Annotated in this window: 18 protein-coding genes; 6 read left to right on the top strand and 12 right to left on the bottom strand. The window is 43.0% G+C overall.

Annotated elements, in window-relative coordinates:
* Positions 1–235: 235 nt before the first annotated feature.
* The 6 genes from INQ51_RS11645 to accC form a co-directional block, all read right to left on the bottom strand.
* Positions 236–979 (bottom strand): LytR/AlgR family response regulator transcription factor, encoded by a 744-nt coding sequence (locus tag INQ51_RS11645; protein ID WP_233378144.1) that lies wholly within the window; start codon positions 977–979, stop codon positions 236–238.
* Positions 976–2,007: a sensor histidine kinase gene (locus INQ51_RS11650; protein WP_233378145.1), complete on the bottom strand. Its 1,032-nt coding sequence runs from the start codon at positions 2,005–2,007 to the stop codon at positions 976–978. Before INQ51_RS11650 ends, INQ51_RS11645 begins: the two co-directional genes overlap by 4 nt.
* A gap of 237 nt (positions 2,008–2,244) precedes the next feature.
* A complete protein-coding gene (locus INQ51_RS11655) occupies positions 2,245–3,477 on the bottom strand; it encodes a dicarboxylate/amino acid:cation symporter (RefSeq protein WP_233378146.1) in 1,233 nt (410 codons plus the stop codon).
* Between the two features lie 178 nt (positions 3,478–3,655).
* A complete protein-coding gene (locus tag INQ51_RS11660; protein WP_233378147.1) occupies positions 3,656–5,191 on the bottom strand; it encodes an acyl-CoA carboxylase subunit beta in 1,536 nt (511 codons plus the stop codon).
* 86 nt (positions 5,192–5,277) lie between these two features.
* Positions 5,278–5,787, bottom strand: coding sequence for a biotin/lipoyl-containing protein (locus INQ51_RS22630; RefSeq protein ID WP_317207958.1), 510 nt, complete (start codon positions 5,785–5,787; stop codon positions 5,278–5,280).
* A gap of 9 nt (positions 5,788–5,796) precedes the next feature.
* Positions 5,797–7,302, bottom strand: a complete 1,506-nt coding sequence (gene accC / locus INQ51_RS11670; protein WP_233378148.1) for an acetyl-CoA carboxylase biotin carboxylase subunit — start codon at positions 7,300–7,302, stop codon at positions 5,797–5,799.
* A gap of 424 nt (positions 7,303–7,726) precedes the next feature.
* Between accC and INQ51_RS11675 the strand changes: the two genes are divergently transcribed.
* On the top strand, positions 7,727–10,129 hold the full coding sequence (locus tag INQ51_RS11675) for an outer membrane beta-barrel family protein (RefSeq protein ID WP_233378149.1): 2,403 nt from the start codon (positions 7,727–7,729) through the stop codon (positions 10,127–10,129).
* Positions 10,130–10,213: 84 nt separating this feature from the next.
* The gene (locus tag INQ51_RS11680; RefSeq protein WP_233378150.1) at positions 10,214–11,518 is read left to right on the top strand and encodes an MATE family efflux transporter; all 1,305 of its coding nucleotides are present in this window, start codon (positions 10,214–10,216) and stop codon (positions 11,516–11,518) included.
* Positions 11,519–12,234: 716 nt separating this feature from the next.
* On the opposite strand, the gene xylA is transcribed toward INQ51_RS11680, so the two are convergent.
* The 3 genes from xylA to INQ51_RS11695 form a co-directional block, all read right to left on the bottom strand.
* Positions 12,235–13,560, bottom strand: coding sequence for a xylose isomerase (gene xylA / locus INQ51_RS11685; protein ID WP_233378151.1), 1,326 nt, complete (start codon positions 13,558–13,560; stop codon positions 12,235–12,237).
* Between the two features lie 24 nt (positions 13,561–13,584).
* Positions 13,585–15,069, bottom strand: a complete 1,485-nt coding sequence (locus INQ51_RS11690; protein WP_233378152.1) for a xylulokinase — start codon at positions 15,067–15,069, stop codon at positions 13,585–13,587.
* Positions 15,070–15,183: 114 nt separating this feature from the next.
* Entirely contained in the window at positions 15,184–16,179 is a 996-nt protein-coding gene (locus INQ51_RS11695; RefSeq protein WP_233378153.1) for a winged helix-turn-helix domain-containing protein, read from the bottom strand.
* Between the two features lie 272 nt (positions 16,180–16,451).
* Between INQ51_RS11695 and INQ51_RS11700 the strand changes: the two genes are divergently transcribed.
* Positions 16,452–17,021, top strand: coding sequence for a nitroreductase family protein (locus INQ51_RS11700; protein WP_233378154.1), 570 nt, complete (start codon positions 16,452–16,454; stop codon positions 17,019–17,021).
* 55 nt (positions 17,022–17,076) lie between these two features.
* On the opposite strand, the gene INQ51_RS11705 is transcribed toward INQ51_RS11700, so the two are convergent.
* Complete coding sequence (locus tag INQ51_RS11705) at positions 17,077–18,021, bottom strand: proline dehydrogenase family protein (protein WP_233378155.1); 945 nt, start codon at positions 18,019–18,021, stop codon at positions 17,077–17,079.
* A 204-nt stretch (positions 18,022–18,225) separates the two neighbouring features.
* Between INQ51_RS11705 and INQ51_RS11710 the strand changes: the two genes are divergently transcribed.
* Positions 18,226–18,828 carry an OmpH family outer membrane protein gene (locus INQ51_RS11710; RefSeq protein WP_233378156.1) on the top strand — a complete coding sequence of 201 codons (603 nt, stop codon included), beginning with the start codon at positions 18,226–18,228 and terminating at the stop codon, positions 18,826–18,828.
* A 108-nt stretch (positions 18,829–18,936) separates the two neighbouring features.
* The gene (locus INQ51_RS11715; RefSeq protein WP_233378157.1) at positions 18,937–20,091 is read left to right on the top strand and encodes a glycosyltransferase family 2 protein; all 1,155 of its coding nucleotides are present in this window, start codon (positions 18,937–18,939) and stop codon (positions 20,089–20,091) included.
* Here the strand turns inward: INQ51_RS11715 and INQ51_RS11720 are convergent.
* Positions 20,085–20,756, bottom strand: coding sequence for a hypothetical protein (locus INQ51_RS11720; protein WP_233378158.1), 672 nt, complete (start codon positions 20,754–20,756; stop codon positions 20,085–20,087). The two genes, INQ51_RS11715 and INQ51_RS11720, sit on opposite strands and share 7 nt — an antisense overlap.
* Positions 20,757–21,163: 407 nt before the next feature.
* Between INQ51_RS11720 and INQ51_RS11725 the strand changes: the two genes are divergently transcribed.
* Positions 21,164–21,334, top strand: coding sequence for a DUF362 domain-containing protein (locus INQ51_RS11725; protein WP_119439493.1), 171 nt, complete (start codon positions 21,164–21,166; stop codon positions 21,332–21,334).
* Between the two features lie 87 nt (positions 21,335–21,421).
* Here INQ51_RS11725 and INQ51_RS11730 read toward each other — a convergent pair whose 3' ends face one another.
* A complete protein-coding gene (locus INQ51_RS11730; RefSeq protein WP_233378159.1) occupies positions 21,422–23,017 on the bottom strand; it encodes a YfcC family protein in 1,596 nt (531 codons plus the stop codon).
* Positions 23,018–23,362: the final 345 nt, after the last annotated feature.

Raw genomic sequence — 23,362 nt, forward strand, 5'->3', positions numbered from 1 at the left:
AGCGGAAGCGCTTAGCGTAAAAGAATAGAGGGGGGCAGATAAATTTCTGAAGGAATCAAATCCCTGTCGTTTCAGGTTTTATTGGAGGGCTCCCAAAAAGCAAATTTCCCGAAAGTATGACAGAGAAGATTGATGTAGATTGGTTGAATATTGTCAATCCAATTAAGCTAAAACCAATTGAAAATATTTTGGTCCAAAAATATTAGCCTTGTCGATAGGGTTTAGTTTCAGTTCTTTAAATGAAATTATTTTTATTGAGCAGGTTAAAGAAAGCCACTTTGTAAGTGCTGCTTACCGGTATGAGTTTGTTACGGATTTTAATCGCATTGTTTTCAATGTAGTCGATTTTATCAAGCGCAATGATGTAGGATTTATGAACCCGCACAAATTTTTGCGGATCGAGAAGTTCCTGCATTTTTTTGAAATTCAGCAAGGTCATAATTTTGCTGTCTTCGGTGTGGATTTGCAAATAATCGCGTTGTCCTTCAATGTACAGGATCTTATTAAAATACACCTTTACGGTTTTGTTGCCCGATTTGATAAAAGTATACTCCGACTGGTCGTTGGGACTAAGGTTTTGAGCAGGGACTGTCTGCGTAACCTGCCGTAGGTTCTGGTCTTTCAGAAAACGCGCATATACTTTTTCCACTGCCTTTACAAAACGATCAAAAGGGATGGGTTTTAAGAGGTAATCCACCACATCAAGTTCATATGCTTTTAGTGCATATTCGTTGTAGGCGGTTGTCAGGATAACGTAAGGCGGATCTTTGATGGTTTCGAGCAGCTGGATACCAGTAAATTCGTCCATCTGAATGTCCAGAAAAATCAGGTCGATTTTGTTTTCCCGTAAAAAAGAAAAGGTGGAAAGTGCATTGTCGAACGTTCCCAGAAGATTCAGGTAATCGATCTTCTCTGCAAATCGTTGTATCTTTTTTAGCGCCAGCAACTCATCGTCAACGGCAATGCAATTCATTTTCATTTCAGCATACGTTTAAAAGGAACCTTGATATATACGTCAAATTTATCCATATTCCGGTTGATATCAAAAGTGTAATTGTTGCCGTGCAGGAGTTTCAAGCGTTTTTCAACGTTTTTCAACCCGGTGCCCGAGCCACTGTCCGGAAGTTTAAAATCGTTTCTTTTTACATAATTACTGGTAAATAGCTCAATGCACTCGTCGTCAATTTTGAACTCAATTTCGATACCCGGAGCAGGAGACTGTTTGTTGCAATGCTTTACTGCATTTTCGATAATCGGGATAAAAAGCAGGGGAGGGACTTCCTTCCCAACGGTGGTTCCTTGAAGCTCGAAACGCACAAAATCGGTGGAGCTAAAACTCAGTTGTGCCAGTTCGAGGTAGTCATGAATGTATTCCATCTCCTTTTCCAGGTTTACCTCTTCGCGGGTCGATTCCTGCAGCATGTACCGCATGATTTTGGAAAGCAGTACAATGGCGTTGGAGGCTTTTTCCCGGTCTTCAAAAATAAGCGAATCGATGTTGTTCAAAACATTAAACAGAAAATGAGGATTTACCTGCGAACGTAAAATTCCCAGTTCCGATTGAACTGTTTTTCGTTCCAGTTCTGACTTTGTTAACTGAATATTGTATGAATAGCTAAAAAGCTTTAAGGCAGTGGCTGTTCCGATAATCATGAAATTATTGAGCAGCGCGTAAAACAATTCGGTTTGTAAAGGGCGTCGCATCACCCAAAAACCCAGCGCCGGTTGTATGTTGTATTTTATGTATTGCGAAATCAGTATGTTGAGAACAATAACAGCTACGGTTCCCAGGAAATAAATAAAGAGTTTTCTTTTTTTGAATACGTATCTTGGAATCAGGAATTCAATCACAAAATAAACCCCGATAATGTCTACCGGAATGTAAATGAGATTGATAAAAGCCTCCATTACAAACCCGTACGAAAGCAGGTAGGGTATGGTGTAAAACGTAAATATCGCTATCCAAAACAGGATATGATTCAGTACTCTGTACTTAAAGATCTTCATTGCAGTTTTTCGTTTGGTGGAAATGCAGCCAATTCTGACCAGCTGTGTCGTAAACCCTTGGCTTTGTTTCCACTCTTTTATGCAATTGTACGTTAATTATTTGAATAAAATGCTGAGTATCTGCCAACAAGGAGTAAATTTCGTCCAAAAACCGTTGGTAGATCAAAGTTGCATTTGACCGATAGAAATAAGCCGTTGACAGATGAAATTACATGTTTTGTAGAAAAAACACTGTTTTTAACTGGTCAACGCCACATTGGTTTCTTCGTTTTCCGACCGGGCCACGGTAACTGCACCGCAACTGTCGCTCCAAACGTTAATGGTAGTGCGCATCATATCGAGCGGGAGGTCTACGGCCAGTATCAGTCCTATTCCTTCGAGTGGCAAGCCGGCAGCGGTAAGAATGACGGTAAGCATTACAAGCCCCGCCATCGGGATTCCGGCTGCTCCGATCGATGCCAACAATGCTGTTACTACAATCAGAAGTTGTTCTACGAACGAAAGGTCAATCCCGTAAACCTGGGCGATAAACATGGCCGCCACGCACTCGTACAACGCGGTTCCGTCCATATTTACGGTGGCGCCAAGAGGTAAGGTAAAACTGGTAATCTTATTGGATACGCCGCTTTTGTGCTCAACGGCTTCCATGCTCAGTGGCAGTGTGGCACTTGATGAGGCAGTTGAAAAGGCTGTCAGAAGGGGAGTAGCCATGTTTTTCAGGTGCAGAAAAGGCTTTGCCTTGGCAATAAAACGCACAATTAGCGGAAGCGTAACAAAGGCGTGAATAGCCAGAGCCAAAACCACGGTTAGCATATAAACGGCCATACCGCCGGCAATGTCGGCCAGGTTTTCAGCATTGCGGGCCACTTCGCGCGAAACAATTCCAAAAATTCCCAGCGGAGTAAACTGGATGATGAACATGGTCATTTTCATCATCACTTCAAACACGGCTTCAAAAAATGTGGTCAGGTTTTCTTTGTATTTGTCGTTTACCTTTGTGATGAAAACACCGAAAATAATGGCAAAGAAAATAATGGGAAGAATGTCTCCCTTGGCCATCGATTCAAAAATATTGGCCGGGACAATGCGCATTAAAATATCGTTTACCGAACCGGCTTTTTCACTCAAATCCTCTACAGTCTGGCTAAACCCCATTTCGATGCCCACTCCCGGCCTGATTACATTCACCAGTATCAAACCGGTAAAAATGGCCAGTGTACTTGTGGAAACATAGTACAGTATGGTTTTTCCGCCAAGCCTCCCCAGGTTTTTCCCATTTCCCATGCTTGTTACCCCGGAGATAATGGAGCTAAGGATTAATGGAACGATCACCATTTTTAGTGCCGTCAGAAATATGTCTCCCATCCAGGCGGTATATTTGATGCCTTCGGGCACATAGTAGCCAAAAAGTACGGATAATACCAGTGCGATAAGGATTTGCCAATGGAGTTTGATCTTCGGTAACTTCATAGTAGTGGTTTCAGTTTTGCTTTTTTCAGAGCCACTAAAGTATCTTTTTTAGCCGATTTGACAAAGTTCTTTTATTTGGGATTAATAAAATAAAAATGGTGAACATCTTATTGAAAGACATCCACCATTGCTATCCATTTTACTTGTTTGAAGCAAATTTGTTCAAACCTTATACCTGTTACAACGGAATATTACCGTGCTTTTTGGGCGGGTTCGATTTCCGTTTGTTCTGTGTCATATCCAGTGCATCGATGATTTTTCTCCGGGTATCTTTCGGGTGAATGATTTCATCGATATAACCGAGTGATGCGGCTTTGTAAGGATTGGCGAATTTATCGCGGTATTCCTGAACTGCCTGTGCTTTTTCTTCCTCGTTCATTACATTCCGGTGAATGATGTTGATGGCACCTTCGGGGCCCATTACCGCAATTTCGGCGGTGGGGTATGCCAGGTTTACATCGGCGCCAATGTGTTTGCTCGACATTACATCGTACGCACCGCCATAGGCTTTCCGGGTGATGATGGTGATTTTCGGAACGGTAGCTTCAGAAAAAGCATACAATAATTTTGCTCCGTGCTTGATAATACCGCCAAATTCCTGGCTGGTTCCGGGCAAGAAACCGGGAACATCAACAAAGGTTACCAGCGGAAGATTGAATGCATCGCAAAAACGAACAAAGCGCGCTGCTTTTACCGACGAGTTGATGTCGAGAACGCCTGCCAAATGCCCTGGCTGGTTGGCAACCACTCCAACGGGTTTCCCGCCAAAGCGTGCAAATCCGACAATAATATTTTGTGCGTATTGCGGTTGTACTTCCAGAAAGTGTTTGTTGTCAATCACCGTCTGGATAATTTCGTGCATATCGTAAGGCTTGTTCGGGTCGGCCGGAACTATTTCCTGAAGATGTTCATCTACCCGGTCCGTTGGATCCATGGTCGGTTTTACCGGCGGGTCTTCGAGGTTATTGGACGGCAGGAAGCTCAGCAGTTCACGAATCATCATTAAGGTCTGATCTTCGTCGTTTCCGTTAAAATGTGCCACGCCGCTTTTGGTGTTGTGCGTATGTGCTCCGCCAAGTTCTTCTTTTGTTACGTCTTCGTGTGTAACGGTTTTTATAACCTCGGGACCGGTCACAAACATGTGGCTTTTTTCATTTACCATAAAAATGAAATCGGTAAGCGCAGGTGAGTAAACGGCACCTCCGGCACAAGGACCTAAAATGGCTGAAATTTGTGGAATGACGCCCGAAGCGATCACATTGTTGTAAAAAATATCGGCATAGCCAGCCAGACTTTCAACACCTTCCTGGATGCGGGCACCGCCTGAGTCGTTCAGGCCAATGATCGGTGCTCCCATTTTGAGGGCCAGTTCCTGGATCTTTACAATTTTGTCGGCGTTGGCACGACTAAGTGAACCTCCGAAAACGGTAAAATCCTGTGCAAATACATACACCAGGCGGCCGTTAACTTTTCCATAACCCGAGATCAGACCGTCACCCAGTATCTTTTTGGTTTCCATCCCGAAATCGTAGTTTCGGTGGGTCATTAATTTGTCGATTTCATTAAAAGTCCCGGGGTCGAGCAATTGCTGAATTCTTTCGCGGGCGGTTTTCTTGCCGGATGCATGTTGTTTTTCAATGCGGTCCTGGCCACCACCTAATTCGGCCTGCTGGTTAAACGTTTCGAGCTGTTCGTATTTTTCCTTTAAATTCATCTCTTGTAATTTGTCTTTTGGTTAGGCAGCGTAACTTTTTCGCACTCGTTGTTGTGGTTTGTTACGGCTACTTTCAATGTTTGATTTTACTCCAATTCAATTAAAACCTGGTTGCTGTCAACTGTGTCGTCAGCTTTTACAAAAACTTTTTTTACGATGCCGTCTTTGGGAGCCTTGTATTCGCTTTCCATTTTCATGGCCGAAATAATCAATACGGTTTCTCCCTTTTGTACCGGGTCGCCTTCTGATACCAGCACTTTAACCACCTTGCCCGGCATGGGCGAGGTAATTTTACTTTCAGCAGCCGCCGTTCCGTTTGCATTTCGGTTTTGCAGGTAACGGGCTTCGGCATCAATCACTTCCACGTCGTATGTTTCATACAGCGTGTAGGCCGTGTATTTTTTAGGAGCTCCTGACGGAACCAGTTCAATGTCGTAAGAGTGGCCGCTTTCGAGAATGGAAAAAGTCCCGTCAGCAGTGTGCATCAGGTCAACTTCGTATTTTTTGCCATCCACTTCCACTTCCAGGATGTTGCCATCTTGTTTGAGCAAATTAACCCAGGCAACTCTGTCGCCTATTTTTATTTCTACTGCCATATTCAGAACTTAAAAATGATTTACATAAGGAATTTTTTTCCAGCGACTCTGGGCCGGAGTAAATTCTTTTTGATTGGTAGAGACTGACGATAATTTATCCAGGTAGTCGATAAAAGCGGCGATAATAACCATGTCAACCGGATCTTCGGTGTGGTCTTTGCCCATTAACTGCTCCTGGTTTTTTTCGATGAAATGGGTATCGTAATTCCCCTGGATGAAATTTTCATTTTTCATCACCCGTTCCAGCATTTTTATCGAAGTTTTTACCCCGGTGATTTTGTATTCGTACAAGGCCCGGCGCATTCTGCCAATGGCTTCGTCACGGGTTTTGCCCCAAACGATCAGTTTCGAGATCATCGGGTCGTAATAGATCGGAATTTCGTAACCTTCGTAAACATAGCCATCGGTACGTACTCCCAGCCCCAGCGGATCGGAGATTTTGTACACTTTCCCGGCACTTGGCATAAAATTATTGTCAGGATCTTCAGCATAAACACGGCATTCGATGGCATGTCCAAGCTGTCTCAGGTCTTCTTGTGCAAAATCAAGTTGTTGACCTTCAGCAACGTAAATCTGTTGTTTTACCAGGTCGATTCCCGTAACGCGTTCGGTAATGGGGTGTTCTACCTGCAGGCGTGTGTTCATTTCAAGGAAATAGTAGTTCAGGTTGTTGTCCACCAAAAACTCGATGGTTCCTGCACCTACATAATTTACGGCCTGCGCTGCCTCAACGGCGGCTTTCCCCATTTCTTCCCTTAATTCGGGAGTCATTAACGGAGAAGGTGTTTCCTCGATCATTTTCTGATGGCGCCGTTGCACCGAACACTCTCTTTCAAATAAATGAACAGTGTTTCCGTGCTGATCGGCAAGGATCTGGAATTCGATGTGATGCGGCGAGGTAATATATTTTTCGATGTAAACGGCATCGTCGCCAAAAGCTGCTTTGGCTTCGGAGCGGGCAGCACGAACCGACGAGACTACGTCGGCTTCGCTTTTTACGAGTCGCATCCCTTTTCCTCCACCTCCGGCTGATGCTTTAATCATTACCGGAAGTCCTATTTCCTTGATGATCTCCAAGGCTTCCTGCTCCGATTTGATCTCACCTTCGGTTCCCGGAACAACGGGTATTCCGGCTTTTATCATGGCATCGCGTGCCTGTATTTTATCGCCCATCTGTACAATTACTTCAGGCGAAGGCCCAATAAAAATAATACCTTCCACCGCACATCTGCGGGCAAAAGCTGCGTTTTCCGACAGGAACCCGTAACCCGGATGTATGGCATCGGCTTTACTTTTCTTGGCGACCTCAATAATCTTTTCAATGTTGAGATAACTTTCTGATGAAGGGGCTTTCCCTACATAATAGGCTTCGTGTGCGTAACGAACGTGAAGAGATGTTCTGTCTGCTTCCGAGTAAATGGCCACAGTTTCAATATCCAACTCACGGCAGGTGCGCATAACACGAATCGCAATTTCCCCCCTGTTTGCGATCAGAATCTTTTTGATTTTATTCATAAGAAGTTTCAAATAAAATTAAGCTGTCTAAAATTCTGCTATAAATAACTCAGCGAACTTAAAATTGTTTAATGCCCTGAATTTTGCCGACGTAAAATATTTGAAGACATTTTAACCTCAAATGGATTTGTGTTAATAATTGTCAATTTACAGCCATCCCAATATTTTTTAAGTTCCTGAATTTGAAAAAAATGCAGATTGAGTCAAAAAGTGAAATTTTCAGGGTTGGATGTTTTGTTAATTAGAAAACAAATTTAAATTTGTGATAGAAAACTAACCGACCATTATTCGGAAATTACTTCGGGCCCTTAAATAAACAGCAGTCAATAAAGCCTGTGTAATCTCAAATGGTAGTAGAAATACACCCGGATACGATTAACCGGAAGCATTGTAGTTCGTTCGTCATCAAAGCCTAACTGATTGAATGAGAAAAGCGGTTTTGTATATTGTGAAAATAACGTTGTTCTTACTTGTTGCGTTGTATGGTTCGATGTCTTTTGCTCAAACTTCAAAGTTGTGGGGAAAGGTGATCGACAAACATACAGGCAATCCGATTTCGTATGCGAATATCACGTTGAAACTTGATCACGATTCGCTCCGCATTGTGGGAGGCATTACCGATGCCGAAGGAGTTTTTACGATCAGGGATATTGATTACGGAAATTACAAATTGAAAATTAGCTTTATTGGTTACGACGCAGAGGTGGTGAATCCGTTTGTGATCGACCAATCGCAGTACGATTTGGGAACCACTGCTTTATCTATTTCTTCAAAAAATCTGGACGAAGTAACCGTTAATTCCGAAAAACGGGGTATTTCGTACCAGGTCGATCGCAAAATAATCAACGCGAAAAGTTTTCCGGGAGCCGATAAGGCCATCGATCTGCTTGAAAACATGCCATCGTTACAACTTGATCTGGATGGTCGGCTTACGTATCGCGGGGATGGGACTTTCCTGGTTTATATTAACGGACGGCCGGAGTTGAACGGAGAAGAAAAACTACGCCAGATACCTGCCGACCAGATTCAGTACATCGAGATTATTACCAATCCAACTGCGAAATACGATGCTGAAGGCACCGCGGGAATTATCCAGGTTATTTTAAAACGGAGCCGTTTGGAAGGTTATGCCATCAATACCAGTGCCCGGGTTTCTACTTTGGGATCGTACGAATGGCTTTTCTCAATCGATCAGAAAGGGAAGAAAGGAGGCTGGTACATCCAGGGGCAGTTGGATGATTTTGTGCAGCGAAAATTTACTACCACTTCTGATCAAATCATTACCAATGGAGAGCAGGAATACCGGACCTTTTCTGACTTGGTAAAAAAAGAGCGGGTAAACAACAGTTATGTGGAGTTTGGGTTGAACTACGATCTTTCGGATAAAGACTATATTGATTTTATGCTGAGTGCCGATCCCGTTCAACGCTCCAGCAAATACACCGATCTGGGGTTTTATAAAGAATCGGAATATCTTTCGGGCGAACTGCTGGGGGCTGAATCGTACGACTACGAAAGCCGTTTTAAAATGTATTACCGTTATTTGCGGGCGGTTACCACTTACGAACATGCATTTACAAAAGACCGTTCGCACTTGTTAACGGTTTACGCCGATTATTCAACTTACCTGCATCCGTTGAAAGAGAGTAAAATCGATACCAAAACATTCGTCGATGGTTTTGAGAAACTGGGATACCGCTCAAAAGAGTACAACGAAATGATTGTGGAAACCAATGTGGCTTATAAAAACAAGTTTTCGGATAAGTCGACACTGGAGATCGGTGCAGAGGTCAACCTCGATCATATTCCAAAAGTTACCACGCAGAGCGGAACATTTGATGAACGAAACAGACTTTGGCTTTTTGAGGATGAGAAACAAGAGCAAAAAGTAAGGTTCGAGCAGAATATATTTTCGGGCTATGCCACATTCGAGAGCAGCTTTGGCAAACTGGATTACAAGTTGGGGATGAGAATGGAGTATACCCGACGAAAATCGAATTACAGCTATCAGGCAGAGGATGAATCAGAAGTAGAAATACCGGCGGAGAAAGACTTTGCCGATTTCTTTCCTTCGGCGCACGTGGTTTATAATTTTTCTGACGACAACCAATTGTCGCTGAACTACAGTCGGCGAATTAGCAGAGCTGATTATTACGAGTTAATTCCCTTGAAGCGTTATGAAACTCCTTATATCTATTATACCGGAAACGGAAACCTGATGCCCTCTTATTCCAACGCATACGAATTGGGTTATATCCGTTCGTGGGGCGATAACTTTGTGTCGGCAGAGATTTTTGCGCGGACTACCGACGATTTGATTCAGAGCTATTACCGGACGGGGGAAAATAATACGGTCATCTGGACAAAAGAGAACGTTGGAAAATCCTTGAGCGCAGGAACTGAGCTGATGACCGGATATGATCTTTTTAAATGGTGGAATGCCAATCTTTCAACCAGTTTGTACCTCTATCGTCTGACGGTTGATCTGGATAATCATCAGAATGAACAGGAACAAATACGGGGAGACGTTCGCTTTAACAATACATTTAAAATAGGAAAGACCTTTTCTGTCCGGTACCTGTTTGCTTATTTAAGCCCATTTTTGAATGCCCAGGTTAAGCGCGATGCTTATGCTTATTCCGATCTTGCCCTCCGGAAATCTTTTATGAAACGAAAATGGGACGTTGAGTTTTCGTGGGCAAACGTGTTTAACTCAATTCGGTACAATACGGTCACCAGGGGCGATAATCTAAATGTAGAATCACATTTTGTCCGTAAACCTTACGTTACGTTTAAGCTCTCTTACCGCTTCAATAATCAGAATTAGAGGGTAAAATTTTTTCTATAGGGCAGGATGTTGTTTATTTGCGCCGTGAAAATTCAACATTACATACCTTTTTATAAGCGAAATTTGCACCTGGCTCTTCCGATTGTCTTGTCGCAAATAGGGCAGGTGATGGTCGCCCTTGTGGATAACATGATGGTGGGACACGTGGGAACTACCGAGTTGGCAGCGGCCGCTTTTGCCAACAGCGTTTTTATGATCGGGATGGTGTTTGGCATGGGAGTTACCTATGGCCTTACTCCTTTGGTGGGAGCTGCATTCGGGAAAAACGACCGGGATACTATTGTGGTTTGGCTTAAAAACGGAAGTTTTTCTCATATACTGGCATCTGTGGCACTTACCTTCGTGATGTTTAGCGTGTATTTTTTCCTTCCGATGATGGGGCAGCCGAGGGATGTGTTGGAACTGGCCAAACCATATTACCTGTTATTGTGTGCGTCTTATTTTCCATTTATGTTGTTTTTCTCTCAAAAACAGTTTTTTGAGGGGATCGGGAACACAAAAATGGCCATGCATATCACCCTTACTTCCAATGTGGTGAACATTGTTGTTAACTACCTTTTTATATTTGGAAAATTTGGGATGCCTGAAATGGGCTTACTGGGGGCAGGAATTGGAACGCTGGTTTCGCGGATGATTATGCCTGCTTTGTATGCGTTCTATGTGGCGCGCAACACCCAGCTAAGTTCTTATTTTGCCGAGGCCAGGCTTCAACAAATTTCTAGGCAGAAAGTGTTTGGCGTGTTGAAAATTGGTATTCCAATCGGTTTTCAGTTGATTGTGGAAGTCACATCTTTTGCGATTGGTGCCGTAATGATGGGATGGCTGGGCGAAACAGCTTTGGCTGCACACCAGGTTGCCATCGGCTTAGCCTCCACCGCTTATATGATTGCCTTAGGAGTTTCACAGGCTAACACCATACGGGTAAGCCATCAAATGGGCGTAAAGGATTATGCAGCTATGAAAACAGCCGCATTTGCCTCTACTCACCTGGTTTTGGCTTTTATGTCGCTTACCGCCCTGTTATTTATTGTGGGCCGGAAGATTCTGCCGTATTTGTTTACAACCGATGTAGAGGTAATTCAAATCGCAGCCGAATTGCTGATTATTGCAGCGGTGTTTCAATTATTTGATGGATTACAGGTGATAATGCAAAGTACGTTGCGCGGAATGGCTGACGTAACAAAACCCATGCTCATTGCCTTTATTGCCTATTTACTGGTAGGAATCCCGACCAGTTACGGCTTTGCTTTTCTGCTTGATTTTGGTCCGCAGGGAATTTGGTTCGGTTATTTGGTAGGCTTGACAACGGCCGGCATATTGTTCTATCTGCGGTTCAAAAACAATCTCCGGAAACTTAATCTCGGGTAAGTACAAAAAAAAACGGGTTACCCTTTTGGCCGATAACCCGATTGTTCATAGTCTAGTTTAGTTAGATCAGAAAACTTATTGGTCTAATAGAGAAAAGGTAGTGTTATAAGTTTCTAATTCATATTTTATTAAGGCTTCGCTAAGATAATATAAAATTGATTTAAACCTTTATCATTTTTAAAAATTAATTAATATTTGTTAAAAGTTAAATAGCGGATCTCCTTAATTTGTTGATTATTAAGTGCTATTAAAAAGACAACATGTTATAAAATACCCTTGCTTTTTTTTGAATATTTACCGGATTTGTTTTAAAAGCGATGGGTATTTATTTTATGATAAAAATCATGTTATTCGTGTACTAAAAGACAGATTGAAAAATACCGTTTTTTGAGAATACCATCTAAAATCAATGCTTTCACTGACCTTTCACTAGGAATTACCGAACAGAATCAAGAATGCCAAACTTATTTAAATGGTCCATTTTCAAATAATGAGACCGAATCATGCTTTAGGTGAATGATTTTCGGAAATATCAGTCAGTACAAACGGAAGACTAGTGAGAAGAAAATTGGGCAAAGCCCTCCGGTCAAGAGTGAAGTTTTAACGATTATTATAGAAAAAAGTGAGTGGTGAGAAGGATGTAATTCCTGTTTCTCACTACTCACTTTGTCAATTAAATTATCAGATATCCCCGGATACCTGACGTTTCCAGATCTTTATATATACCAATTGATCAGTTGCTCAATCAGTTCCTGTTTTCCGCTGATTTGTTTTGGTTCTCCCACTTCTCCTGCAATCGCATAAAGATCTTCCAGGCTAAGTTTCCCAGCTTCATATTCGGCACCTTTTCCACTATCGAACGAGGCGTAGCGGGCCTTCCGGCGAGCGAGGTAATCCGAATTGCTCAGGATGTTGTCGGCAATAACCAGTGAGCGGGCAAATACATCCATACCACCAATGTGTGCGATAAAGATGTCTTCCAGGTCGGTAGAGTTACGACGGGTTTTGGCATCGAAGTTAATACCGCCGTGTGTAAAACCGCCGGCCTGCAGAATTTCGAGCATGGCTTCGGTAACCTCGTAAATGTTGGTCGGAAATTCGTCAGTATCCCAGCCATTCTGGTAGTCTCCCTTGTTGGCATCAATGGAGCCCAGCAATCCTGCATCGGCTGACATTCTCAGGTCGTGTGCAAAAGTGTGGCCTGCCAGCGTGGCGTGGTTTACTTCAATATTTAGTTTAAAATCTTTTTCCAGACCGTGTTCTTTCAAAAAGCCAATGACGGTTTGTGCATCGTAATCATATTGGTGTTTGGTCGGTTCCATCGGCTTTGGTTCGATGAAAAATGTCCCGTTAAATCCAGCTTTGCGTCCATAATCGCGGGCAATGGTGAGGAATTTGCCAAGATGTGCGAGTTCACGTTTGGTATCGGTGTTGTGCAGGCTCATGTAACCTTCGCGCCCGCCCCAGAAAACATAACCGGTTCCACCAAGTTCGATCGTGGCGTCGATCGCATTTTTTACCTGAACAGCTGCATTGGCCAGCACATTGAAATCAGGATTGGTTGATGCGCCGTTCATGTAGCGTGGGTCAGAGAAAACATTGGCTGTTCCCCAAAGCAATTTAACACCGGAAGCAGCCTGTTTTTGTTTGGCAATTTCCACCATCTTCTCGAGCCGTTTTTCAATTTCAAAAACAGTTCCACCACCCACTACATCCACATCGTGAAAGCAGTAATGCGGAATATTCATTTTTGTGATGAACTCAAAAGCAGCATCCATCTTTTCTTTGGCGGCGTCCATGGGGTCGCTGGCTCCTTTCCAGGGGAAAACTTGTGTGCCCGGCCCAAACGGATCCTCGCCGGTGGCGCAGAAAGTGTGCCAGTAAGCCACCGCAAAACGCAGATGGTCTTTCATGGTCTTTCCGGCTATAATTCTGTTTTCGTCGTACCATTTAAATGCCAGCGGATTTTTTGAATCAGGGCCTTCGTATTTAACCTGGCCAATGCCTTTGAAATACTCTTTGTTTCCTTTTAAAACTTCCATTTTGTATTTTTTTATTGTGAATGATTAATTGATTTCCCTGGTCAGAACAGCTTTCCAGTTTTCATAAGCTTCATTGTACTGAGCCGTTTTTGAAGCATCCGGTTCGATTACTTCCAGCCGTTTCAGGTTGGAGAAGGCTTCTTCGAACGACCGATAATAGCCAGACCCAACTCCTGCGCCTCGCGCAGCTCCAACCGATCCGTCAGTGTTGTACAATTCAATGGTAGCTCCCGAAACTCCGGCCAGTGTGTCCCGGAAAAGCGGGCTCAAAAACATATTGGCTTTTCCCGCACGGATAACAGATGCGCGGATTCCGATGTTCTCCATAATTTCCATTCCGTATTTAAACGAGAAAACGATCCCTTCCTGGGCGGCTCTTAAAAGATGTCCTTTGTGGTGAATATTGAAATTCAGGCCCGAAAATACCGAGCCAATGTCTTTATTGCTCAACACACGTTCAGCACCGTTTCCAAAGGGTAAAATGCTTAGGCCTTCGGCTCCGGCCGGAATTGCAGCAGCCATCTCGTTCATTTGTTCATAAGATAGGTTTTCGCCTGTCATTCTTTTTAGCCAGGCATTCAGGATACCGGTGCCGTTGATGCAGAGTAAAACCCCCAGGCGGGGATGGCTGGCTTGGTGGTTAACGTGCGCAAAGGTATTTACTCTCGACAAGGGGTCGTATTTTATTTCGCTGCTTACTCCGTAAACTACCCCCGAAGTTCCTGCCGTTGCGGCAATTTCTCCGGGATTGAGCACATTGAGCGAAAGCGCATTGTTGGGCTGGTCGCCGGCCCGGTAACTTATTTTTGTAGTGGGGGAGAGTCCCAGTTCTTTTGCTGCTTTTTCAGAAAGCTGACCGGAAACAGCAAATGTGGGAACAATTTCGGGGATGATATCGGACGAAAAGCCATAATTGTTCAACAGTAATTCAGCGAGTGAATTTTCTGAAAAATCCCACATAATTCCCTCGGAAAGACCGCTTACGGTGGTTTGAACCTGCCCGCTTAATTTCATGGCAATGTAATCGCCCGGCAACATTATTTTATGAACTCTCTCAAACAGGCGTGGCTCGTTTTCTTTCACCCATTTAAGTTTCGAAGCAGTAAAATTTCCGGGTGAATTCAGCAAGTGGGTGAGGCAGCGTTGTTCGCCAATTTCAAAAAAAGCTTTGTCGCCGTATGCCGCAGCTCGGCTGTCGCACCAAATGATGGACGGACGGATCACCTCTCGGTTTTTATCCACCATCACCAGTCCGTGCATTTGGTAAGAAATACCAATGGATTCAATGTCGGCAGGAGATACCCTCGAAACAGATAATACTTCAGCCAAAGCCAGCTTCAGATTTTCCCACCAAAGCTCGGGATCCTGTTCAGCCCAGCCTGCCTTCAGGGCGGTAATCTTCATTTCTTCTTTTGGGTAAAAAGCGCTGGTCACCAGGTTGCCTTTTTCTCCTTCGATGAGTGAAACTTTTACGGAAGAACTCCCGATGTCGAATCCTAATAAGTACATGGTCTTGGTTGTTTTGTCGTTATAATTAGCTCAATCTGTTCTGTTCTGTTATGTGTGCAAAAATAGGTTCTATTATCTGGCTTTCAAAACAGGGAAGAAGTGTTTTAAAACACCTTAAAGTGAAGAGCGGATTTTCAGTGTGGTGGGAACCGTGAAATTCATCGGCTTATTGGAACTTACAAATTCGGCTGCTTTTTGTCCCATCAACTCAAAACCGGTGGAAATAACGGTAATGCCGTTCTTAACATACTTTTTCATAGGGGTTTCGTTGTACGAAATTACACCCACCTGCTTGCCGGGTTCAAAACCTTTTTCGGAGCACTGATCGAGTAAGTTGGCCAGCGTTCGGTCACTGACCAAAAAGTACAGACAGTCCTTTTTAATTACGAAATCTTCAGGCTGATAAATAACTTCGTGTTTGATTTTGAAATCGGTGCAGAACTTATTGAAATATTCAACCGAGTCTTTGGGGTGATAGGTAAACGGGGGATAATAAAAAATAAATTTCTTGTAGTTTGTGATGGGCTCCAGGTTTTCAGCAAAGCAATCGTAAACGGCCTGTCCAAAATCCTGTCGCACGGTGTTGCTGTTTTCAGCGGATTGTATATTCCAGTCGATAATCAAGAGCTGTTCTGCCGGAATTTTTCGAATGATCTCGTTTACTTTGGGGTGGTCAAAATTCATGATGATGTACTTGCTGTATTTGCCCAGACTTTCATCAATAATTTTTTCGAACAAACCAATGTTGTAATGATGAAACTGCAGGTCGACACTTACATTTTTGTTCAGGTGTTTCAGAAAAGAGTGATACAACACCTCTTTGTACGCTTTGAAAGTGTCGAGAAAAAGAAAGACTTTGGTGATTTTCCGGGTTACAAAATACCCGCGGTTGGGCACCGACTCTACAACGCCCCGTCTTTTTAGCTCGGCATAAGCCTTAAACACTGTATCGCGCGACAGTTGCGACTCCTTTATTAGCTGGTTGACCGAAGGAAGCATTTCTCCTTCTTTTAACTGGTTTTGGCTAATGGCATCGATGATGGAATCCACCAATTGCTGGAATTTTAGTACGTTGGAGTTTTCCTCGATTGAGATCTTAAATTTGTTCATAATAGTGCAAACTCAGGCTTGTCTAGTCAGTGTTGTTTTGTTGCGTAAAAGAGGAATAAATGTACAGTAATTGTTGCGGAGTAGATTTAAAATCGGCCCAAGTTTTAACATTTATTAATGATGTGCCGATAATAAGCAAATGCGTGGGGCGTTTATTCAGAAAAGGATAGGGTGTAGTGTTTTTTTCTTAGTGGTTAAGTTTGGTCAGCAATTCTTTTTACGCTTCACTTTTATCCTTTTTTCTTCTAAATTTGATTCTCAAAAATAAAACCATGCTTCGCGACCTCATTGAAAAGAACCGCAGCTACCGCAGGTTCAAATCCGAAATAAGATTACGCCCTGAACAAATTGAAAGCTGGATCGATCTGGCCCGTTTAACCGCCAGCGGGCGAAATATGCAGCCTTTGAAATATGCCATTGTTACCGATGAAAAGCTATGCGGAAAGATTTTCCCGTTTTTGGGATGGGCCGGCTACCTGAGCGACTGGAAAGGGCCAGCTGAACACGAACGCCCCGTGGCTTATGTACTGGTTTTAAAAGATCGGGTGATCTCCGAAAATCATTATTGTGACGACGGCATTGCCATGCAAAGCATTCTTCTGGCCGCGGTGGAAGATGGCTTTGGTGGCTGTATTGTGGGCTCGGTTAATAAAAGCAAGGTATCGCGCTTGCTGGAATTACCGGCACATCTTGAATTGCTGTGGGTGCTGGCACTTGGGGAGCCTGCCGAAGAGGTGGTGATTGATACCGCCCGGGATGATATCAAATACTGGCGCGATGAAAAAGACGTTCATCATGTTCCGAAAAGGTCACTAAACGAAGTACTCATTCTAAAGAAATAGCAACAAAAAAGGATGGCTTAGAACCATCCTTTTAAGAGTTTAACTTTTAAAAATATTATCCCCTTACAAAAAGGGCTTTGATGATGTGTTGTGCCATTTTCGGATTTTCTTTTAGCCGGCGGGTGGAATAATTAAACCATTTTTGCCCGTACGGAACATAAACCCGCATAAGGTGTCCTTCGTCAACAATGCTTTGACGCAGTTCCGGTGTTACCCCATACAGCATCTGGAATTCATACATATTCTTCGGAATATTCATTTCCCTGATCATTTTCTGGGCTTCTTCCACTAGGTATTTGTCGTGGGTGGCAATTCCTGCGTACATTTTGTTTTCAAACATGTACCTGAGGTCGTCGAGGTAGTGGTCGCGAATCTCCTGATATCCCTTGTATGCAACACTTTCCGGCTCAATGTAAATTCCCTTGCAAAGACGGAAACTGATCGGATGTGCCGCTGTGTTCAGATCATTCAATGCTTCCAGGTCGCTTTTGGTACGTCTCAGGTATGCCTGAACAACCAGCCCCACATTGGCAGGGAATTCGGTGCGCAGCCTCCTGAAAATGTCGATTTCCATGTCAACGCACTGCGAGTCTTCCATGTCGATCCTGACAAAGGAATTTTTCGAAGCCGCCATTTTTACAATGTCACGCATGTAATTATAGCACGCCTCCTTATCGATCAGCAAACCAAACATGGTAGGTTTTACCGAAAAGTTGCCCTGTATTTTATCGGCAGTAAACCGCTCAATTACTTCCAAATATTCGTTACGGTTTTGTTCGGCCTCGTCAAGCGTACTTATGAACTCGCCCAAAATATCAATGGTGACTTCTATGTTCTTCGCATTGAGTAATTTGGATGCCAATACTCCATCTTCCAGCGTTTCGCCGGCAATGTACCGTTTCGAAAATACCCACACCAGTTTTTTAGGCATGTACGGTAAAATATTTGAGATTATCTTGTTCAACATTTCGGTTTTTAGAATGATAACTTTTTTTGCCATGCTAAAAATACGATTGGGACCAACTTTAATTCAATGATGTTTATCATTCGGGAATTATGATTTAATGCAGGTTTTGAGGGAAGGATAATTGGAATGGCATTAAAAAAATTGGATAGGGACATTGCATTTCAACTAAAAAATTATCTTTGTCCGGTCTATATAAAATGATAAAACCTACTTGTTTGAATTTAAAGTAATATTGTAATGAAAGGATCATCAATTGTTGTCAGTGTAGTATTATTTGTGGCAGTTGCCGTTTTGTATGTTCTGCATTTTACCGGTGGTAATGCTGATGGAAAAACCAGTCCTGTCAGAAGTCAGGGAGGAGATTCTGTTGGCGGATTAAAAATTGCCTATGTTAAAGCCGATTCAATTATTTTGAATTATGAAATGGCGCAGGATATGCACGATGAGTTTACTAAAAAACAAGAAGCTTATACCAGCGAATACGGTATCAAACGTCAGACTTTTGAAAAAGAAGCCGCAGCATTCCAGGAAAAGCTGCAGCGTGGTGGCTTTCTTACCGAACAGCGTGCGGTGCAGGAACGCGACCGTTTAGTGGGAAAAGAGCAGGAGATTGTAAAACTTGATCAGGAATTATCTGCCAAGTTGATGGAGGTTCAGCAAGGCAATAACCAGAAAATTCTGGATAACCTGATGGATTTTCTGAAACGCTACAACGAAACTGCGAAGTATGATTTCATTTTCAACTCGGCAGAAGTGTTGATCGGGCCTGAGGCTCACAACCTGACATCGGAAGTGCTGGCAGCGATGAACGAAGAATACAAGGCTACAAAAGAGCAATAAAAAGCAACAAACAGATAAATTAAATCCGGGTAATGCCCGGATTTTTTTTGCCTTTTATTTTAGTTTTGTAACACTGTGTTTGCAGATCAATACATAATCAAAAATCAAGTGAAAGCGCTGATTCCGCAAGCGCCGGATGAAAGCGCCGGAATTATCGTTGTAATTCCCTGTTTGCGCGAACGGGCCATCCGGGAAACGCTTGAGTCGCTGGTTAAATGCACCTTGCCCAAGTGTGCGGTTGAGGTCATTGTTTTGATCAATCACTCAGAAACAGCTCCGGAGGAAACAAAATTATTTAACCTGAAAACCAAAGAGGAATTGGATGACTGGATCAGTAGAAATGAACAGAAAGGCATAAGCTTTTTTGCTGTTGGACCTGCAGAGCTTCGAAAAAAATGGGCCGGTGCGGGGCTGGCGCGAAAAAAAGGAATGGATGAAGCCATTCTTCGGTTTAATTCCATTAAGCGGAAAGATGGAATCATTGTTTCGCTGGATGCCGATACTTTGGTGGAGGCAAATTACCTGCTGGAAATTGAATCGCATTTCAAAACCAACAAGAGCCATGTTGGCGCTACCATTGCATTTAGCCATCAAACCGGGAAGCTTGAACAAGAACACCGGCGCGGGATTGAGCTTTACGAACAGTACCTGGCTTATTACAAGCGGGCCCTTGATTTTGCGGGGTATCCGCATTCGATGTTTACGGTCGGGTCGGCGTTTGCCGTTACGGCACAAGCTTATGTAAAAAGGGGAGGAATGAACCGGCGGCGGGCCGGCGAGGATTTTTACTTTTTACAAAACTTGGTTCAGATCGGAAAAGTAGGGGAGATACGCACAACTACGGTGCATCCTTCGGCGCGTTTGTCTGATCGGGTTCCTTTTGGTACCGGGCCTGTTTTGCAAAAGTGGATGGCGGGAGAAGAAGACCTTACCCAAACGTATAATTTCGATGCTTTTATTGATTTAAAAGCTTTCTTTGATCGTGCAACCAATTTCTATCTTGTGAATAAAGCGGGCTTTGAAAAGATTGCCGACGAACTGCCGGAGCCGGTGGCTGCATTTCTTGTCCAGGATGACTTTTTTAAAGACATAGCCGAGTTGAACGCCAATTGTGCTTCTGCCGGTGTGTTTGAAAAACGTTTCTTTCAGAAGTTTAATGCGTTCAGAATCCTGAAATACCTGAATTTTGTTCATGCCGGGTTTTATCCCAAGGCCGGTTTGGAAGAACAATGCTCAAAGCTGGACTCCCAGTTCGGCTATTGAACCACTTTGTAGTCGGTGTTTTCCAGTTTAATTGTTAGCTCGTTAATGGGAGTTTCTGATTTAAAAGCAACAAATCCTTCAATTTTTTCTTGGGGATAAATAATCTCGGCGGCAATGTTAAAAATGTACAGTTTCTTTTGGACAAAGTTCATCTTTTCAGTTGGATCCTTTTCTTTTTCTTTCTGCTGAAATTCGGGATAGTCACTGAATCCGTCACCGTCAAGATCATCGTCTACATCAAGGGCTGAAAGAAGGCCTTCGTAAGCCACATAAAAAACAATAAATACCGGAATTATATAAGCAGCTTTGGGGAATCGCCGGGTTTTTAATTTCTCGGCCGCAAGTTTATTGTTTACCAAATCCAGTTTGTTCTCTCCGGAGTAAAAACCCAGCTGGCTTCCGTGTACAGGTTCTTCCGAGTTGTTCATTACGGTGACATAGAGAAGTTGTACATCGTTTTTATTGGCCCATCCTCTTCTGAAATTGTTTTTGCCGTACCTGATTTGATCAGCAGAATAGCTGTATGTAATGGCCGGGCTTACAACAGGTGGTTTTGTTGGGGCAACCTCGATGACTGTTTTTGGGCTTTTACAGCCAAGTGTAAACAATGTGAAGGCCAGTAATATGGCGGTGATCTTTTTCATGCGTTTGTTTCTGTTTCTCACATAAGTTTGTTTGAATACGGATGCCGGATGTAACAATAATCATTCCTTTTAAAGAACCTTTTTACGCAAATTTTAAAAAATAGTGCCAATAAAATCTGTTATAAATTAAAATAAAGCAAGCTATCGTTTCTGTATTAAAGAGGGGATACTTCTTGTGTTTGACCAATCATTTTATTCATTGAAAGGTTTGTACTGGTTTCGGTCGTTACAGCTATTCCATAATAAATTATATCGTTATAAAAATTAATTGAATCTTAATAGGTATTTGCAGTGCTACTTATTGATGTACAGTGTTTTGTGTGGTAGGTTGATAAATCAGGGGAATAAAATGAGGGATGTGGTTTGTTTTTTTGGCAAACTTTGTACATTTGCTGCAACGTTAATGTTTAATTAAAAACTTCATTGTTATGGCATACAAAATTTCAGATGAATGTATTGCATGCGGAACTTGTATTGATGAGTGCCCGGTTGACGCTATCTCAGAAGGTGATATCTACACCATTGATGCGGAACTTTGCACTGATTGTGGTTCATGCGCAGAAGTTTGCCCGGTAGAAGCAATTTCAATCGACGAATAAGCCGGACAACATAAAGAAATTCAAAAAGCTCGCTTAGGCGGGCTTTTTTTGTGGACTTCTTTCACCCCAAACCAGGCAAAGATTTCATCAGAAGCCGTTTAGGGGCAGAAGAACCGTAGGTAATAAAAGCAGAAAACCCAGCACCGAGAGAATTACTATAAGTGGGACTACCCATTTTACCCATTTTTCGTAGGGGATCCGGGCAATTCCGAGCACCCCGATTAACACGCCTGAAGTAGGAGTAATCATGTTGGTAAAACCGTCGCCAAGTTGAAATGCAACCACTGTTGCCTGGCGCGAAATTCCTATTAAATCTGAAAATTGCGACATCATCGGCATGGTGAGGGCCGCTTTTCCCGAGCCACTGGGAATGAAAATATTCAGAAAGGTTTGAATGAGGTACATGGCTGTAACCGAGCCAACTTTACCCATATCCTGCATGGTTTTGGAAACTCCGTAAAGGATGGTGTCAATAATTTTCCCGTCTTCCAGAACCACAATGATTCCTCCGGCCAGCCCTACCACCATTGCTGCCGATAAAATGTCTTTTGCCCCTGCAATAAACGATTGGGTAATTTGGTTGGCAGTGTTGCCTGCTGCAATTCCCGAAAAAACTCCCAAGGCAAGAAACAAGGTAGCTATTTCCATCACGTACCATTGATAGCCCATCACCCCGATAATCAGGAAAACAACTGTAAAAAGAAGCAGGTTGAGTATATAGAAATGAACTGATTTTCGAAGTGAAAGTATTCCGAAGAGAATAAACAGTGCAGCGCCAAGGGGCACGGCAGGGAAGCGGAAAACGTGGTTCCCGATGTTCAGATCGGTGATGGGCTGCGAATAGGAAAAGGCCAGAAAAACCACTGTCAGAAAGAGAAAAGAATACCAGGCAATTCGCGGAACATTGTAATCTATCTGGATATTGTTTTCGCTGTTCCGGTGGCGCCAGTGTTGGTCGTCGTCATGCACCAGCGATTTTTCAGGGTGTTTTTTGATACGCGCCGCATACCATAAAATATAGGCAAAACCGGCCGCATTGATCAGTACCCACATCACAATCCTGTATTCAATTCCGGAGAAAAGCGGAAGGTCAGACAATCCCTGTGCAATTCCTACTGTGAAGGGATTTAGAAAAGCACCCGCGAAACCCAGTGCCGCCGCTACAAAACAGAGCGAAACACCCACAATGGAATCGTAGCCCATGGAAATAGCCAGCGGAACAAAAATAATCGTAAAGGCGATGGTTTCTTCGCTCATGCCAAACACAGCGCCAAACAGGCTGAACATGAGCATAATTCCGGTCAGGATAATGTTGTTAACCCCCAGTTTGCGCAATACGCGCGATCTTTCCCATTTTTTTGAAAATTGCAGAAAGCTGTAAATCCCGATATCAATCGATTTACTTTCGTTCAGGATCCAAAAAGCTCCTCCAATCATCAGGATAAAAGCGATAATGGGGGCTGTATTCACAAAACCATCAAAAAAGGCTGAAAAAATCTGCCAGCTTTGCCTGCTGCTTTCAATATAATGAAACGAATCGGGATTAATAACACTTCTTTCAACGCCGTTTACAGTCACGGTTTCCCGAACAAATTCACCCCCCGGAATCATCCAGGTTAACAGGGCACTGAAAACAATCAAAACAAAAATGATAACATAAGTATGAGGTACTTTTCTGAGCATAGCCGCAAATTTTGGTTCCGAAAATAGCAATTCTTGGCGGAATCATTTAGAAGCATTCTTTTCAATAAGTAACATTCTCAGAAAGTTTGTCGTTTCCATCCGCCGACTGACTGATCGGAACCGCCCCGGAGTTTCGCCAATAGTATTAATTATTACGTTAAGTAGAATGACAATCGTCATTTGAATTTATCCGGCTTAAAGCTTGATTTATCGGAGCATTTTTGTACCTTATTATTAAAATAAGTCACAAATTTAAACCGAATTAAAGTGGAAATGTGATCTTGATCTTGCAAAAGCCAAAAGTCAGGCACCAATAAACTGATGAATAGCTTGTGTTGTTCGGGA

Source organism: Maribellus sp. CM-23, assembly GCF_021354595.1.
Taxonomy (GTDB): Bacteria; Bacteroidota; Bacteroidia; order Bacteroidales; family Prolixibacteraceae; genus Draconibacterium.